The 15,808-nt window shown below is 71.8% G+C and carries 12 protein-coding genes; 4 read left to right on the forward strand and 8 right to left on the reverse strand.

Translation table 11 applies throughout. The features are described from left to right. Nucleotides 1-20: 20 nt before the first annotated feature. Both ACH4U7_RS13295 and ACH4U7_RS13300 read right to left on the reverse strand, forming a co-directional pair. Complete coding sequence (locus ACH4U7_RS13295) at nucleotides 21-1,928, reverse strand: hypothetical protein (protein WP_398528073.1); 1,908 nt, start codon at nucleotides 1,926-1,928, stop codon at nucleotides 21-23. A gap of 213 nt (nucleotides 1,929-2,141) precedes the next feature. Continuing rightward, entirely contained in the window at nucleotides 2,142-3,965 is a 1,824-nt protein-coding gene (locus tag ACH4U7_RS13300; protein ID WP_398528074.1) for an ABC-F family ATP-binding cassette domain-containing protein, read from the reverse strand. A 196-nt stretch (nucleotides 3,966-4,161) separates the two neighbouring features. On the opposite strand from ACH4U7_RS13300, the gene ACH4U7_RS13305 reads away from it, so the two are divergent. Next, entirely contained in the window at nucleotides 4,162-4,602 is a 441-nt protein-coding gene (locus tag ACH4U7_RS13305) for a hypothetical protein (RefSeq protein WP_398528075.1), read from the forward strand. A 45-nt stretch (nucleotides 4,603-4,647) separates the two neighbouring features. On the opposite strand, the gene ACH4U7_RS13310 is transcribed toward ACH4U7_RS13305, so the two are convergent. The 6 genes from ACH4U7_RS13310 to rsmI all read right to left on the reverse strand — a co-directional run bounded on the left by ACH4U7_RS13310 (nucleotide 4,648) and on the right by rsmI (nucleotide 10,505). After that, complete coding sequence (locus tag ACH4U7_RS13310) at nucleotides 4,648-5,574, reverse strand: 4-(cytidine 5'-diphospho)-2-C-methyl-D-erythritol kinase (protein ID WP_398528076.1); 927 nt, start codon at nucleotides 5,572-5,574, stop codon at nucleotides 4,648-4,650. Next, nucleotides 5,571-6,479, reverse strand: coding sequence for a 16S rRNA (adenine(1518)-N(6)/adenine(1519)-N(6))-dimethyltransferase RsmA (gene rsmA / locus ACH4U7_RS13315; protein ID WP_398528077.1), 909 nt, complete (start codon nucleotides 6,477-6,479; stop codon nucleotides 5,571-5,573). Before rsmA ends, ACH4U7_RS13310 begins: the two co-directional genes overlap by 4 nt. 109 nt (nucleotides 6,480-6,588) lie before the next feature. After that, nucleotides 6,589-7,791 carry a ubiquitin-like domain-containing protein gene (locus ACH4U7_RS13320; protein ID WP_398528078.1) on the reverse strand — a complete coding sequence of 401 codons (1,203 nt, stop codon included), beginning with the start codon at nucleotides 7,789-7,791 and terminating at the stop codon, nucleotides 6,589-6,591. A 93-nt stretch (nucleotides 7,792-7,884) separates the two neighbouring features. Then, entirely contained in the window at nucleotides 7,885-8,817 is a 933-nt protein-coding gene (locus tag ACH4U7_RS13325) for a TatD family hydrolase (RefSeq protein WP_398528079.1), read from the reverse strand. A 195-nt stretch (nucleotides 8,818-9,012) separates the two neighbouring features. Beyond that, nucleotides 9,013-9,465 carry a hypothetical protein gene (locus ACH4U7_RS13330; RefSeq protein ID WP_398528080.1) on the reverse strand — a complete coding sequence of 151 codons (453 nt, stop codon included), beginning with the start codon at nucleotides 9,463-9,465 and terminating at the stop codon, nucleotides 9,013-9,015. Nucleotides 9,466-9,626: 161 nt separating this feature from the next. Next, the gene (gene rsmI / locus ACH4U7_RS13335; RefSeq protein ID WP_398528081.1) at nucleotides 9,627-10,505 is read right to left on the reverse strand and encodes a 16S rRNA (cytidine(1402)-2'-O)-methyltransferase; all 879 of its coding nucleotides are present in this window, start codon (nucleotides 10,503-10,505) and stop codon (nucleotides 9,627-9,629) included. A 151-nt stretch (nucleotides 10,506-10,656) separates the two neighbouring features. Here rsmI and ACH4U7_RS13340 point away from each other — a divergent pair, with 151 nt between their 5' ends. The 3 genes from ACH4U7_RS13340 (at nucleotide 10,657) to ACH4U7_RS13350 (ending at nucleotide 15,793) form a co-directional block, all read left to right on the forward strand. Continuing rightward, nucleotides 10,657-12,435 carry a dolichyl-phosphate-mannose--protein mannosyltransferase gene (locus tag ACH4U7_RS13340; RefSeq protein WP_398528082.1) on the forward strand — a complete coding sequence of 593 codons (1,779 nt, stop codon included), beginning with the start codon at nucleotides 10,657-10,659 and terminating at the stop codon, nucleotides 12,433-12,435. 105 nt (nucleotides 12,436-12,540) lie between these two features. Then, nucleotides 12,541-14,181, forward strand: a complete 1,641-nt coding sequence (locus ACH4U7_RS13345) for a penicillin-binding transpeptidase domain-containing protein (RefSeq protein WP_398528083.1) — start codon at nucleotides 12,541-12,543, stop codon at nucleotides 14,179-14,181. 418 nt (nucleotides 14,182-14,599) lie between these two features. Next, the gene (locus ACH4U7_RS13350) at nucleotides 14,600-15,793 is read left to right on the forward strand and encodes an FAD-dependent monooxygenase (protein WP_398528084.1); all 1,194 of its coding nucleotides are present in this window, start codon (nucleotides 14,600-14,602) and stop codon (nucleotides 15,791-15,793) included. Nucleotides 15,794-15,808 lie beyond the last annotated feature (15 nt).

Genomic DNA, 15,808 nt, shown 5'->3' on the forward strand with positions numbered 1-15,808 from the left:
CCTGTCTTCCCGGGCGCCTGTCAGCCGCCCGCTCCGAAGATCACGGCGAGCGGGTCGTCCTTGTCGTAGCTGCCACTGGGCTTGGTGGCGTACTTGTCGCTCATGTAGAGCCGCTGGTTCGCGTAGATGACCTCGTTGTACTTCGCGCTGAAGTTGGATTCCATCTCGTGATCGGCGACCTGGTTCTGCAGCAGCTTGTCCTTCTTGTACGACTTGGGGTCGATCCGCCAGACCGCGCCGCCCGCGTCATAGTTGGACTCCTGGTAGGCGATCACATAGCCGTCCTTGTCCAGGCCCAGCGGGGTCAGCCCCGCACCCTCGACGCCGTCGGTCTTGCCGATCGCCTTGCCGGTCTTCAGGCTGAAGGCGACGACCTCGTTCACCGTGCCGGACGACGAGCTGGAGCGCTCCTCGGACCCCATGAACAGAGCGTCCGCCGACTTGCTGACGGCGACCAACTTGCAGCCCTCGACATTGGTCGACTCACACTCGGCGACGTACTTACCGCCCTCCGTGGAGATCTTGCTGACGACCTTGCCCACCTTGCCGCTGTCGTCGATCGTCAGGAAGTCGGAGACCGCGGCCCCCGTCGAGTCGCCCGCGTCGAGGCCGACGATCAGCGGGTCGGTGGACAGGACGTGGACGTAGTCCAGACCGGGCGAGACCTTGTAGCTGGACTTGATCTTGCCGGTCTTCGGGTTCAGCGTCTGCACCTGGATCTGCGGGTTGTCGTACTGACCGCACCGGCGCACCGCGACCAGCTTGTCGCCGCCGCCCGCGTAGCCGTCGTCCGAGCACTCCTCGCCGTCCTGCGGCTTCCACAGCAGCTTGCCGTCGAGCGACCAGGCCGCGCCGCCGCTGGTGCCGCCCGCGGCGACGGTGCCGCCGCCGAGGGTCACCTCGTCGAAGCGCTCCTTCTCGTCACCGGAGCCCACATGCTTCTGCCAGAGCATCTTGCCGTTGTTCAGGTCGAAGAGCCCGACCTCCGTGCAGGAGGGGTACTTGTCCGCCTTGGAGGGCTTGGCCTCCTGGAAGAGGATCGTCGTCAGGCCGTTCTCGGTGACGTGGTCCGAGGACCAGCAGATCTCGCCCGCCAGCGGGATGGTCCACTTCGGGCTTCCGCCGTCCAGCGGATAGCCGACGACCTTGTAGACGTCGGCCTTCACGAAGGTGTCGTCGGTGACCCACATGCCCTCGGTGGTGATCTGGTCACTCACCTTCGGCATGTCGATCTTGTTGATCAGCTTCGCGTCGACGGTCTCGGGCGCGGGCACGTCCTTGCCGCCCGTCGTGCCCGAAGTGGATTCCTGGCTCTGCTTCTTGTCCTTGGGGTCCTTGGCCTGGTCGTCGCTGCCGCCGTCGCCCTTGGTGGCGAAGAAGATGCCGCCGCCGACGATCAGCGCGACCGCGACCACCGCGCTGACGATGATCATCATGCGCTGCTTGGACTTGTTGCCGCCGCCCTGGCCGCCGCCCGGCGTCGCGCCCGGGTAGGTGTTCTGGGGCGGGTACGGGCCCTGGGGCGGGTATCCGTACTGCGGCTGCTGGCCGGACGGGTACGCCGCGGGCATGCCCACCTGCGTCGGCTGAGCGTGCACGGACTGCGGTTGCTGCTGCGGATAGCCGTAGCCGCCGGCGCCCTGCGGGGGCGTCTGGGGCATGCCCGACGGCGGAGTCTGGGGTGCGCCGGGCGGGCCGGGTGGGGGCGGCGTCGCCGGGCCGGGTGGGGGCGGCGTCGCCGGGCCGGGCGGGGGCGGCGGCGGGGTCTGGGGAGCCTGCGGCGGCTGGCCCGGCGCCTGCGGATAGCCGTAGCCCGGCTGGGCGGGCGGCTGCCCCGGGGGCTGCTGTGGATAACCGTACGAGGGGTCCTGCGGTGCGCCGAAGCCGCCCTGCGGCGGCTGATTGGGCGGCGGAGGCGGCTGTGACATGAGGTGTTCCTTTGTACGCGGGCCCGTGAACCGATCGACCTCCCCCGCGATTCCCGGGGGTCAAAGCCCTCCAGGAAGGAGCGAATCGGACACAAAACCCGCCAGTGAGCGGCCGACAAGCGGGAGTTCTTTGTATCATCCGGCCCTGTCATGCCAAGGCCCGGTCTCAGCCTCATCGATCAGCTGAGACCGGCCTGTGACGCGACCGTTGCCCTAGACGTCCTCGGCGAGTTCCAGCCAGCGGGTCTCCAGTTCCTCCCGCTCGCCCGTCAACTCCCGCAGCCGCGCGTCGAGCTCCGCGACCTTCTCGAAGTCCGTGGCGTGCTCGGCGATCCGCTCGTGCAGCTCCGTCTCCTGCTCACCGATGCGGTCCAGGCGCCGCTCGATCTTCTGGAGCTCCTTCTTCGCGGCGCGCTGCTCGGCCGCCGACTTCTGCGCCGGGCCCGGCTGTTCGGCGGCCTTCTGCCGTCCGGGCGCCACGGGGGCCGACGCCGCCGGGCCTTGCGCCCGCTGGCGCCGCTCCAGGTACTCGTCGACGCCGCGCGGCAGCATCCGCATCGTCGCGTCCCCCAGCAGCGCGAAGACCCGGTCCGTCGTCCGCTCGATGAAGTACCGGTCGTGGCTGATCACCACGAGCGAGCCGGGCCAGCCGTCGAGCAGATCCTCCAGCTGGGTCAGCGTCTCGATGTCGAGGTCGTTCGTCGGCTCGTCGAGGAACAGCACGTTCGGCTCGTCCATCAGCAGCCGCAGCACCTGGAGCCGGCGCCGCTCGCCGCCGGAGAGGTCGCCGACCGGCGTCCACTGCCGCTCCTTGGTGAAGCCGAACTTCTCACACAGCTGCGAAGCGGTCATCTCCCGCCCCTTGCCCAGGTCCACCCGCTGCCGTACCCGCTCCACGGCCTCCAGCACCCGCAAGGCCGGGTCCAGCTCCGCGACCTCCTGCGACAGATACGCCAGCTTGACGGTCCGGCCGACCACCACCCGGCCGCCCACCGGCTGCCGCTCGCCGCCGCTGTCGGCCGCCTCGGCCATGGCCCGCAGCAGCGAGGTCTTCCCCGCGCCGTTCACGCCCACCAGGCCGATCCGGTCGCCGGGCCCCAGCTGCCAGGTCAGATGCTTCAGCAGCACCTTCGGTCCTGCCTGGACGGTCACGTCCTCCAGGTCGAAGACGGTCTTGCCCAGGCGCGAGTTCGCGAACTTCATCAGCTCCGCGGAGTCGCGGGGCGGCGGCACATCCGCGATCAGCGCGTTCGCCGCCTCGATACGGAAGCGGGGCTTGCTGGTACGGGCCGGGGCGCCGCGGCGCAGCCAGGCCAGCTCCTTGCGGACCAGGTTCTGCCGCTTGGCCTCCTCGCTGGCGGCGATGCGCTCCCGCTCGGCGCGGGCGAACACATAGTCGCTGTAGCCGCCCTCGTACTCATGGACCGCGCCGCGCTGCACATCCCACATCCGGGTGCAGACCTGGTCCAGGAACCAGCGGTCGTGGGTGACCACCACCAACGCCGAGCGCCGCGCCCGCAAATGGGCGGCCAGCCAGGAGATGCCCTCGACGTCGAGGTGGTTGGTCGGCTCGTCCAGGACGATCAGGTCCTGCTCGGCGATGAGCAGCTTGGCGAGCGCGATCCGGCGGCGCTCGCCACCGGAGAGCGGGCCGATGACGGTGTCCAGACCCTGGGTGAAACCGGGCAGGTCGAGCCCGCCGAACAGGCCGGTCAGCACATCCCGGATCTTGGCGTTGCCCGCCCACTCGTGATCGGCGAGATCGCCGATGACCTCGTGGCGGACGGTGGCCGCGGGGTCGAGCGAGTCGTGCTGGGTGAGCACGCCGAGCCGCAGATCCCCGGAGTGGGTGACGCGGCCGGTGTCGGCGGGCTCCAGTTTGGCGAGAATCCGGATCAGGGTGGTCTTGCCGTCACCGTTGCGGCCGACGACGCCGATCCGGTCGCCCTCGTTCACCCCGAGGGAGATGCCGTCGAGCAGCGCCCGGGTGCCGTACACCTTGCCGACGGCTTCGACGTTGACCAAGTTGGTGGCCATCACACTCCTGTACACGGATCGATCGGCATCCCAGGGTAGTCGCCACGCGAAGCGGTCCGGGCGCGCCGGTGTGCCCGCGGCGGAGCCGCTGATGTCACGACGCCAGTACGCCGCGGTGAGTACATGCCGATAGGTAGCCCGTCTGAGTATCCGTACGGATGCCACGCGGGTGATCTCGCTCCTAGCGTCCTCTGCCATGGATCATGCGAGGAGCCTGTGGGCCGGTGCGGGCACGATCGAGGCGGATCGGGAGCAGGAGCTGGCCCAGGCGAGAGCGGCCGAGGCGGAGCGGGCCGCCGCGGAGCAGCGGGCACGGCAGCGGGCGGAGCGCAGGCTGAGGGCCATCCGGGCGGTGGCGGTCGGGGTGGTGTGGCTCAGCGCCGGGCTGACCCTCATGTTCCTGCCCATGCTCTCGATGTCCGCCGGGTCGGACTGCGGCGTCGACGACACCCGTTTCATCTGCACCGACGGCGGCCAGGACACCGCCGTCTACATCGCCGTCTACATCTCGCTGGTCGCCGCGCTGGCCGGCACCTGGGGGGCCTTCTCCCGCCGTCTGCTCGGCCGCGCGGTGTGGGGCGCGTCGCTGGTGGCGCTCGGCATCGCCTGGCTGGTGAACCTGCTGATCATCCGCTGACCCCCCGGGCCGGCGACATCCCGGGGCATCCGCTGAACCCCCGGGTCATCCGCGCACGACGGCCGCCCCCGTCGCCGGCCCCGTGGCCACCCGTACGGCACGGCAGGTGCCCGAGGCGGCCAGGGCCTTCGCCACGGCGGCGGCCGCTTCCGCGTCCTCGGCCAGGAACGCGCAGGTCGGGCCGGAGCCGGACACCAGCGCGGCGAGGGCGCCCGCGTCGGTGCCCTCGCGCAGCGTGTCGGCCAGGGCGGGCCGCAGGGACAGCGCGGCGGGCTGGAGGTCGTTGGTCACGGCGGCGGCGAGCGCGGCGGCGTCCGCGGTGCGCAGCGCCTCCAGGAGGGCCGCGGACGGCTCGGGGTCGGGTACGTCGTCCACCGTGGCCCCCTGGCCTTCAGCGGCGCGCAGCCGGTCGCATTCGCGGTAGACGGCGGGCGTGGACAGGCCCCCCTCGGCGACGGCGAACGCCCAGTGGAAGGTGCCGCCGGTCTCCAGCGGGGTCAGCAGCTCGCCCCGCCCCCGTCCCAGGGCCGCCCCGCCGACCAGGCTGAACGGCACATCGCTGCCCAACTCGGCGCAGATCTCCAGCAGTTCGGCGCGGGAGGCCGCCGTGCCCCACAGCGCGTCGCACGCCACCAGCGCCCCGGCGGCGTCCGCGCTGCCGCCCGCCATGCCGCCGGCCACCGGGATGTCCTTGTCGATGTGCAGCTGGACCCGGGGCTCGACGCCGTGCCGCTCGGCGAGCGCGAGGGCGGCGCGGGCGGCGAGGTTGGTGCGGTCGAGCGGCACGCTGTCCGCGTCCGCGCCGGAGACGGTGATCCGCAGCTCGTCGGCCGGGGTGGCGGTGACCTCGTCGTACAGCCCCACCGCGAGGAAGACATTGGCCAGGTCGTGGAAGCCGTCCGGCCGAAGGCCGCCGACCGCGAGCTGGACATTGACCTTCGCGGGCACGCGGGCGGTCACGGATCGGGTCACGGCTGGTTTCTCCCAGGGCTGTTTGTCGGGGGATGTTCGTCGGTCATGGCAGCCTGCTCCGCGATCGCCGCGAACTGCTCGACCGTCAGCGCCTCGCCCCGCGCCTGGGGCGAGATCCCGGCCGCCGTCAGCGCGGCCTCCGCCGCCGCGGCGGATCCGGCCCAGCCCGCGAGGGCCGCCCGGAGCGTCTTGCGGCGCTGCGCGAAGGCCGCGTCGATCACCCGGAAGACCTGGTCCTTGGTGGCGGTGGTGCGCAGCGGGGCGGAGCGGCGGACGAGGGAGACGAGGCCGGAGTCGACGTTCGGCGCGGGCCAGAACACATTGCGGCCGATCGCCCCGGCGCGCTTCACCTCGGCGTACCAGGCGGCCTTCACCGACGGCACGCCGTACACCTTGGAGCCGGGCGCCGCCGCGAGCCGGTCGGCGACCTCGGCCTGGACCATGACGAGGGTCCGCTCGATGGTGGGGAAGCGGTCGAGCATATGCAGCAGCACCGGGACCGCGACGTTGTACGGGAGGTTGGCGACCAGCGCGGTGGGCGCGGGGCCGGGCAGCTCCGTGATGTGCAGCGCGTCGGAGTGGACGAGCGCGAAGCGGTCCGCGCGGCCGGGCAGCCGCTCCTGGACCGTCGAGGGGAGGGCCGCCGCGAGCACGTCGTCGATCTCGACGGCCGTGACCCGGTCGGCGGCCTCCAGGAGGGCCAGGGTCAGCGAGCCGAGCCCCGGGCCGACCTCGACGACCACGTCGTCGGGCCGGACGTCGGCGGTCCGGACGATCCGGCGGACCGTGTTGGCGTCGATGACGAAGTTCTGGCCGCGCTGCTTGGTGGGGCGTACGCCGAGCCGGGCGGCCAGTTCGCGGATGTCGGCGGGGCCCAGCAGGGCGCCTGCGTCGGTGGAGCTCACCGGCGCAAGTTTACGGCCCTTGAACCAGGGCCTGTCGTCAAAGGGGGCGCCCTGCTCCAGACGCCGCTCGCGGCCGGACGCCCCCTTTGACGACAGACCCTGCCGCGAGCTATCCGCTCAGCCGGTGGCCGCAGTGCGGCCAGGGGCTCGCCCCCCGCTGTACGTACAGCTTCTTCGCGCGGTAGGTCTGCTCCGCCGGGGGCGCGTCCTGCGGGCGCCCGTGCCCGCCCAGGTTCTGCCAGGTGCCCTGGTCGAGCTGGTAGAGCCCGCCGTACCGGCCGGAGTCGTCGACCGCGTTCGGCCGCCCGCCGGATTCGCAGCGGGCCATGGCCTGCCAGTCAAGCCCCTCCGCACCGGCCACGGGCTGCGGCGGCCGGGGTTTGGTGCCGACCCGTACGACGCGGGCCACGGGCTGGCGCACCACGCGGGTCTTGAGCTTCCGGGGCCGCTGCCGGACGCCGTTGACGGTGCGCACCAGGTAGGTGGTGCGCTCCAGGCCCGGCTCGCCCGCGGCGGCCACCAGTTCGGCGCCCTGGAGGACGGTGGGGTCCGCGCGCCGGAAGGTCGGGAAGGGGATGGCCCGGTCGCGGACCTCCTCGCGGCCGGTGATCCGCATGACCGAGATGGTCTGGCCGTCGCGCGGAAAGCTCTCCTGGGGCACGGAGGTGGTGTCCTGGTCGCGCAGCGCGATCCCGGCCTCGGCCAGGGCGTCGGCGACGGTGGCGGCGTTGGTGCGCAGGGTGCGCTCGCGCCCGTCGGCCATGAAGGTGACCGTGCGCTCGGTCCGTACGTCCAGGTCCAGGCCGCGCCGCGAGATCGCGGCCGAGCGCGAGGCGGAGAGATGGGCGCCCTCGGCGCGCACCCCGAGCTGGCGCAGCGCGCCGTCCACGGTGTGGGCGGTGGTCCACACCCGGCGGCGTTCTCCGTCGACGGTGAGGGTGACCGGGCGGCCGTAGCGGACGGCGATCCGGTCGCCGCTGACGAGGGCCGCTTCGGGCGCGGGGGCGATGAGGTCGTGGGCGCCGACGTCCACGCCCTCGTCCGCGAGCAGTTCCGCGACGTCCCCGGCATAGGTGTGCAGGGTGCGGGTGCTGCCGTCGACGCTGAGCCGTACGGCCTTGTCCTCGGCCACGAAGGCGGAGGTGCCGCCCGCCAGCGCGGCGACGACCAGCGCCTGGGGCAGCAGCCGGCGCAGCTGCTCGGGCCGGGCGGCGGCGCGCTGTCTGCGGCGCGCGGCTCGGCGGGCGTCGGCCCGGCCGCCCCTGCCGCGGTGACTGTCCGCGACACGGCGGCCGCCTTGCGTACGGCTCACGACAACACTCCGGCAACACTCCACAAGTCCACTGGTCAGGGCATGAGTCCCGGGACTGTAGCGGAGCGACGACCACTCTCCAAAGCGGTACGACTACTGTGAGTAATTCCCTTGCCCGGGGTCGCCGGCCCCGGAAACCGTCTCGCGATAGCCGAAAACCCGCGCGGTATTGGCCGCCACGGCGGCCGCGAGGGCGTCCTCGGGGACGCCCTTGGCCTCCGCCATGGCCCGCAGGGTGAGCGGAATGAGGTACGGGGCGTTAGGCCGTCCGCGGTACGGGGCGGGGGTGAGGAAGGGCGCGTCGGTCTCGACCAGCAGCAGGTCGAGCGGGGCGACGGCGACGGCTTCGCACAGCGGGGTGGCGTTCTTGAAGGTGACGTTGCCCGCGAAGGACATGTAGTAGCCGCGCTCCGCGCAGATCTTCGCCATGGCGGCGTCGCCGGAGTAGCAGTGGAAGACGACGGTCTCGGGCGCGCCCTCCTCGGCGAGCACCCGCAGTACGTCCTCATGCGCCTCGCGGTCGTGGATGACCAGCGCCTTGCCGTACCGCTTGGCGATGGCGATATGGCCGCGGAAGGACCGCTCCTGGGCGGCGATGCCCTCGGGGCCGGTGCGGAAGTAGTCGAGGCCGGTCTCGCCGACGCCCCGTACCTGCGGCAGTGCGGCGAGGGCCGCTATCTCCTCCAGGGCGGCGTCCAGGGCCGTCTCGCCGCCCGGTTCGCGCGCGCCCTGCCGGGACCAGCCATCAGGGTCGCCGTGGACGATGCGCGGCGCCTCGTTGGGGTGCAGGGCCACGGTGGCCCAGATGTTCTCGTGGGCTTCGGCCGTCTTCGCCGCCCAGCGCGACCCGGCGAGGTCGCAGCCCACCTGGATGAGGGTGGTCACGCCGACCGAGGCGGCCCTGGCGAGGGCCTCTTCGACGGTGCCCGACTGCATGTCCAGGTGGGTATGCGAATCGGCGACCGGGACCCGCAGCGGCTCGGGGAGCGGCGGAGGCAGATCCTTTTTGTTTTGTGACTGCGCCATGAGCGCGATTCTATTTGCCGGAGATCGCCGGAGATCGCCGGAGAATGCCGGAGAACGCTGAAGAACTGCGAAGAAGTCGCGCCCTGGCGCTCATTCGGATACGGTCCGGCTCATACGCAAGTGACCAGGATCACCATCGGCCGCCGATTACCGGTGAGTTGCTCACCGGAAATCGACGGCCGTCGGCCCTGTGCCTTACTTCCGGCTCTGGAACGGATGCAGCAGATCCGACAGATGCCAGTGGTGGCCACGCCGCTCCCGCGGCGCCGACGGGGCGGCCGATGCCGGTGTGGCGTCGGACGCCTCGGCGTCCGCCCGACGGGCCCGCCGCCGGGGCTCCCCGCCCAGGCTCCGCAGGGCCGTCGACACCTGGCCCGACCTCATGATGCGTACGAGGTCGGCGCCGCAGTTGTGGCAGTTGGGGCTGGTCAGCGGGGACCGTACGCGCATGCCATCGGTGAAGTAGATGACAAACGCCCTCCCCTCGGCGTCCACGTGATGCTCGATGTCGTACGACTGCTCCCAGCCGTGCCCGCACTTCATGCACGCGAAGGCGTACGCCTCGTGGGCGACCTCCCCGTCCGTCGCGTCGTCGGTGGTGTGGGCTATCGGGCGAACGCCGCTCGAGGTACCCGCAATTTCGCTCATGGCAACTCCTCTTGTCCGCAGGACAAGGCTTCCGGGACTGGACGTCCCACCTCCAGTGGACGCCTTTACCGGCCCGGAGTGCAGCTGCCCTTCCACCTCTTGAGGGAGATTTGGCGGCCGGATGCCCCAACGCCCCCGCCACCCGGCCTAACCTTTGCTTTTCAGCCTTTCCCTTTACCTCCGCGTGGCTCGGTACGTGCCGCGTTCTTTGCCGCCACCACCGCGTCGAACACATCCCGTTTGGGCAGGCCCGCCTCCTGCGCGACCGCCGCGATGGCCTCCTTGCGGCGCTCCCCGGCCTCCTCGCGGACCGCGACCCGCCGCGCCAGCTCGGCCGGGTCGGCCTCGCCGGGAGCCGGTTCGGGGGCGCCCTCGACCACCACCGTGATCTCGCCCCGTACGCCCTCGGCCGCCCAGGCCGCAAGATCCTTCAGCGGGCCGCGCCTGACCTCCTCGTACGTCTTGGTCAGCTCGCGGCACACGGCGGCCCGCCGGTCCGCGCCGAACACCTCGGCCATGGCGGCCAGTGTGTCGTCCAAGCGGTGCGGCGCCTCGAAGTACACCAGCGTGCGGCGCTCGGCCGCGACCTCGCGCAGCCGCCCCAGCCGCTCGCCCGCCTTGCGCGGCAGAAAGCCCTCGAAGCAGAAGCGGTCCACCGGAAGCCCGGAGAGCGCGAGCGCCGTCAGCACGGCCGAGGGCCCGGGCACCGCGGTGACCGTGATCCCCCGCTCGACGGCCGCGGCGACCAGGCGGAAGCCGGGGTCGGAGACGGACGGCATGCCCGCGTCGGTGACCAGCAGCACCCGCGCGCCGCCCGCCAGTGCCTCCACCAGCTCGGGCGTACGGGCCGACTCGTTGCCCTCGAAGTAGGACACCACCCGGCCGCGCGGCTGCACGTCCAGCGCCTGGGTGAGGCGGCGCAGCCGCCGGGTGTCCTCGGCGGCCACCACATCGGCGGCCGCGAGCTCGGCGGCCAGCCGCGGGGGCGCGTCCCGCGTGTCGCCGATGGGGGTCCCTGCCAGTACCAGCGTTCCAGTCACACGATCCATCCTCGCAGCACGCCGCGCTGTGCCTTTTCGTCCGCCCCGCCGCGGCAGGGGGCACCCCGGATCCCCGATGGGCAAGCCCCCGATCCCCGGCCGGACGACTTTGCTCGCCACTCTCATAGTCCGCTTCCCTACGATGGGCCGGGTGACGAGTGACACCGCGACCCACGCCCAGCCGGGCCGAGCCGCCGGCCAGCATCCGCCCGCCTGGCAGCGCCGGCTGCGCCGCTTCGGATACGCGGGCCGGCCGCGGTCCGATGTACGGGAGCGGCTGGTGCCCCCCTACCCACAGCCGGGGACCCGGCTGTGGGAGGCGCTGGGCGCGGCTCCGCCGGCGGCGTCGCGGATCGCCCGCTGGACCGGCTGGGGCGGGCCGCTGCTGGTCGCGCTGTTCGCCGGGCTGCTCCGCTTCTGGCGGCTCGACAGCCCCGGCAAGGTCATATTCGACGAGACGTACTACGCCAAGGACGCCTGGGCGCTGCTCCAGCTCGGCTACGAGGGCACCTGGCCGAAAAACGCCAACGGCAAGATCATCGCGGATCCCCAGCAGATCCCGCTGAGCGACGCCGCCGGGTATGTCGTCCACCCGCCGGTGGGCAAGTGGGTCATCGCGGTCGGCGAGCAGCTTTTCGGCCTGACCCCCTTCGGCTGGCGGTTCATGGTCGCCCTGCTCGGCACGGCGTCGGTGCTCATGCTGTGCCGGATCGGCCGGCGGCTGTTCCGGTCCACCTTCCTGGGGTGTCTGGCGGGGCTGCTGCTGGCCGTGGACGGTCTGCACTATGTGATGAGCCGCACCGCGCTGCTCGACCTCGTCGTCATGTTCTTCGTCCTGGCCGCCTTCGGATGTCTGCTGATCGACCGGGACCAGGCACGGGCGCGGCTCGCCGCCGCCCTGCCGGTCGGCCCGGACGGCACCGCCCGCCCCGACGCGGAGATCGCCGCGCGGCTGAAGCTCGGCGTGCGGCCGTGGCGGATCGCCGCCGGGGTGTGCCTGGGGCTCGCGGCCGGCACCAAGTGGAACGGCCTGTACGTACTGGCGGCCTTCGGCGTGATGACGGTCCTGTGGGACATGGGCGCCCGCCGCACGGCCGGGGCGCGCCGCCCCTTCCGGGCGATGCTGCGCCGCGACACCCTGTGGGCCTTCCTCGCGACCGTGCCTGTGGCGTTGGTCACCTACCTCGCCAGCTGGTGGGGCTGGTTCACCACCAGCGGCAGCTACAGCGCCCGCAGCGGCTGGACCCACAGCGGCTACTTCCGGCACTGGGCCGAGACCCCGAAGAAACTGGGGGGCGGCGGCTACAGCGACCACGGGCTCTGGGCCTGGCTGAACCCGCTGCGCAGCCTGTGGCACTACGAGACCGAGGTCTACAAGTTCCACGTGGGCCTGGACGATCCGCACATCTACCAGTCCAACCCGTGGAGCTGGCTGATCCAGTCCCGCCCGGTCTCCTACTTCTACGAGTCCCCGTCCCCCGGCGAGGCCGGCTGTCCCAAGGACGCCACCGAGAAGTGCGCCCGCGAGGTGCTGGCGCTGGGCACCCCGCTGCTGTGGTGGGCGGCCTGCTTCGCGGTGGTGTACCTGCTGTTCCGGTGGGCGCTGCGGCGGGACTGGCGGGCGGGCGCGGTGCTGTGCGGCCTGGCGGCGGGCTATCTGCCGTGGTTCCTGTACCAGGAGCGGACGATCTTCTCCTTCTACGCCGTGGTCTTCGTGCCGTTCCTGTGTCTGGCGGTGGCGATGATGGTCGGCGCCATCGTGGGGCCGCCGGGGGCCTCGGAGAACCGGCGGGTGATCGGCACGGTCGGCGCGGGTGTGCTCGTGCTTCTCATCATCTGGAATTTCATTTATTTCTTCCCCCTCTACACAGGTCAGACGCTGCCCATGGATCAATGGCGGTCCCGGATCTGGCTGGACACCTGGATCTGAGGGGATCCGAGGGGCGAAGTCGCCGCTCTCGATGCCGGTAGAGTGCCCCGGACCACGCACTCCATCGAGCGGTGGAGGGCTTCGAGGGACTGTGGGGGTTCTGCAATGCGGAGTGGCGCGAGAGCCGCGGTCATCGGTGCGGTGTTCGCCGCCATGGTCGGGGTCGCCGGTTGCGGTGGTGGACAGGACAGCTCGACCGGTTCGAAGGACGGCGCGGACAGCGGGACGAGCGACGAAAAGCCGGTGGTCAAGAAGGTGAAGACCGGCCCGCCCAGCGCGGCCGAGGTCAAGGCCACGGCCCGGGACTTCCTGGCCGCCTGGTCCGCGGGACAGACAGCGAAGGCCGCCGGTCTGACGGACGACGACAAGGCCGCCACGGCCGCGCTCACCGCCTACCGCGACAAGGCCCACATCGGCAAGGCGATGCTGGCGGCGGGGCAGCCCACCGGCAGCACGGTGCCGTTCACGGTCAACGCGCAGATCGCCTACGGCGGACGGCAGATCCCCTGGACGTATGAATCCTCGCTGACCGTCACCCGCGACAAGACCAGCGGGGCGGCGGTCGTCGACTGGAAGCCGTCGGTCGTGCACCCGAAGCTCCAGGCCGGGGACGCCCTCAAGACGGGCCCGGCCGGTACGCCCCCGATCAAGGCCGTCGACCGCGACGGCGCGGAGCTGAGCGCCACCGACCACCCGACGCTCAAGGCGATCCTGGACGGACTGCGGGAGCGCTACGGCAAGAAAGCGGGCGGCACGCCCGGCGTGGAGACGTGGATCTCCCGTGCCAAGGGCTCCAAGTCCCCGGACGAGACGCTGAAGGTGCTCTCCAAGGGCAAGGCCGGCACGCTCCGCACGACGATCGACGCGAAGCTGCAGGCGACGGCGGAGCAGGCGGTCAAAAAGCGGTCCAAGGCCGCGGTGGTGGCGATCAAGCCCAGCACCGGCGAGGTCCTGGCGGTCGCCAACTCCCCGGCCCAGGGGTTCAACACCGCCTTCCAGGGCTCGTACGCGCCCGGCTCGACCATGAAGGTCATCACCTCGGCGCTGCTCATCGACAAGGGCCTGGCGGGCTACGGCAAGCCGCACCCGTGCCCGAAGTACTTCTCGTACGGCGGCTGGAAGTTCCAGAACGACGACAAGTTCGAGATCAAGGGCGGCAAGTTCGAGCAGAGCTTCGCCCGCTCCTGCAACACGGCCTTCATCAGCCAGGCGCCCAAGCTGGCCGACGACGACCTCACCAAGGAGGCCCGGGACGTCTTCGGCATCGGGCTGAACTGGCAGACCGGCATCTCCTCCTTCGACGGCGCGGTGCCGGTGCAGTCCGCCGCCTCCAAGGGTGCGTCGCTCATCGGGCAGGGCGGGGTGCGGATGAACCCGCTCAACATGGCTTCGGTCTCGGCGACCGTCGCCAGCGGCTCCTTCCACCAGCCCTACCTGGTCTCCCCCTCGCTGGACAACCGGACCCTGGCCAAGGCCGCCCGCGCCATGAAGCCGAGCACCCGGCAGCAGCTCAAGAGCCTGATGAAGCTGACCGCCACCGCGGGCACCGCCGCCCAGGCGATGTCCGGGATGAGCGGTGACTTCGGCGCCAAGACGGGCTCGGCGGAGGTCGACGGGCAGAAGCAGCCCAACGGCTGGTTCACCGCCTACAGCGGCGACCTCGCGGCAGCGGCCGTGGTCCCGCAGGGCGGCCACGGCGGTGACTCGGCGGGGCCGATCGTGGCCTCCGTGCTGCGCGCGGGCTGACCCAGGCGACACCATCTGACGCACGACCGACGCGGCGTCGGCGCGGCCCCTAGGGTCTGTCGTCAAAGGGGGCGTCCGGCCGCGAGCGGCGTCTGGCCGGGGGCACCTCCCAGCGGTAGCTGGGGGCGCATCGCAAGGCGGAGCATCGTCCTCGTACTGGGCGCTGCGATCGATTTGCCGCTGCCGCGGCGTGGCGGGCGGTGCGACAACGCAGCGAGGCGCCGCCCGCCGCGGTAGCGGCTGATGTCACTGCGGCGTCGGGAGCAGGGCGCCCCCTTTGTCGGCAGGCCCCCAGGCCGTGTCGGCGCCGCGTCGGCGTTGGCGGGCGCGTGTCGGCTCCGCGTCGGTGCCACGTCGGTGGCCCGGACCAGCATCGAGTTGTCCGACCAACCACTCGCTGCACCGATGGGGAGTCACCATGCGTCAGAAGAAGCGTCAGCAGAGCGTTCTGATATCGGGCGCCGGTATCGGCGGGCCCGCGCTCGCCTACTGGCTGGACCGGTACGGATACGAGGTCACCGTCGTCGAGCAGGCCGCGGGGCCCCGCCCCGGCGGACACGCGATCGACGTCCGCGGCCCCGCGCTGGAGGTGGCCGAGCGCATGGGCGTACTCGACCGGATCCACGGCCTCAGCACCGACCTGCGGGGGATGTCGGTGGTCGACGACGAGGGCCAGGAGCTGTTCCGCACCACCGAGCGCACCGTCAGCGGCGGCGACCTCGACAGCCCCGATGTGGAGATCCTGCGCGACGACCTCGCCGCGGTCGTCGCCGACGCGGGCGGCGCCGGGATCGAGTACGTCTACGGCGACTCCATCGACCGGCTGGAACAGGACGCGGACGACGTGCGGGTGGTCTTCCGCGGCGGTACGAAGCGCCGCTTCGACCTGGTCGTGGGCGCCGACGGGCTGCACTCCCACACCCGGCGGCTGGCCTTCGGACCGGAGGAGGACTATCTGCACCACCTCGGCACCTCGCTGGCCGTATGGACGGCGCCCAACTTCCTCGGCCTCGACCGCTGGCAGGTGGTCTACAAGATGGGCGGCGACCTGTGGGGCGGAATGGTGATGAGCGTCCGCGACAACCAGGAGGTCCGCGTCTACGTCGGCTTCGACTGGGACGAGCCGCCGGCCGAGTCCGACACCGGCGACCCGCACGCGCAGAAGCGGCTGATCGCCCGGGAGTTCGCCAAGGCCCGCTGGGAGATGCCCCGGCTGCTTGAGCACATGTGGGGCGCCCCGGACTTCCTCTTCGACTCCATGGCCCAGATCCGCATGGACTCCTGGTCCCGCGGCCGGGTGGCGCTGCTCGGCGACGCGGGCTACTGCGGTTCGCCCATGTCCGGCCAGGGCACCAGCATGGCCCTGGTCGGCGCGTACGTCCTGGCGGGCGAGGTCAAGGCCGCGGACGGCGACCACACGGCCGCCTTCGCGGCGTACGAGCGGGAGCTGCGCGGATACGTGACCGCCAACCAGGAGCTGGCGCTGACCAACAAGGCCGTGATGGACGCCCGGGACGCCATGGACCTCGGCGAGGTGGAGGGGGAGGAGTTCGTCGCCGACCTCCGGGCGGACCTGGACGTCGCCAACTCGTACTCGCTCAAGGAGTACTGAGCGGGAGCGCTCGGG

It is taken from the genome of Streptomyces sp. NPDC020845 (genome assembly GCF_044334165.1).
Lineage (GTDB): Bacteria > Actinomycetota > Actinomycetes > Streptomycetales > Streptomycetaceae > Streptomyces.

What these genes read in the sequence shown, in the direction of transcription:
- ACH4U7_RS13295 (WP_398528073.1), bottom strand. Translation starts at nt 1,928, where the DNA reads ATGTCACAGCCGCCTCCGCCGCCCAATCAGCCGCCGCAGGGCGGCTTC.
- ACH4U7_RS13300 (WP_398528074.1), bottom strand. Translation starts at nt 3,965, where the DNA reads ATGGCCACCAACTTGGTCAACGTCGAAGCCGTCGGCAAGGTGTACGGC.
- ACH4U7_RS13305 (WP_398528075.1), top strand. Translation starts at nt 4,162, where the DNA reads ATGGATCATGCGAGGAGCCTGTGGGCCGGTGCGGGCACGATCGAGGCG.
- ACH4U7_RS13325 (WP_398528079.1), bottom strand. Translation starts at nt 8,817, where the DNA reads ATGGCGCAGTCACAAAACAAAAAGGATCTGCCTCCGCCGCTCCCCGAG.
- ACH4U7_RS13330 (WP_398528080.1), bottom strand. Translation starts at nt 9,465, where the DNA reads ATGAGCGAAATTGCGGGTACCTCGAGCGGCGTTCGCCCGATAGCCCAC.
- ACH4U7_RS13345 (WP_398528083.1), top strand. Translation starts at nt 12,541, where the DNA reads ATGCGGAGTGGCGCGAGAGCCGCGGTCATCGGTGCGGTGTTCGCCGCC.
- ACH4U7_RS13350 (WP_398528084.1), top strand. Translation starts at nt 14,600, where the DNA reads ATGCGTCAGAAGAAGCGTCAGCAGAGCGTTCTGATATCGGGCGCCGGT.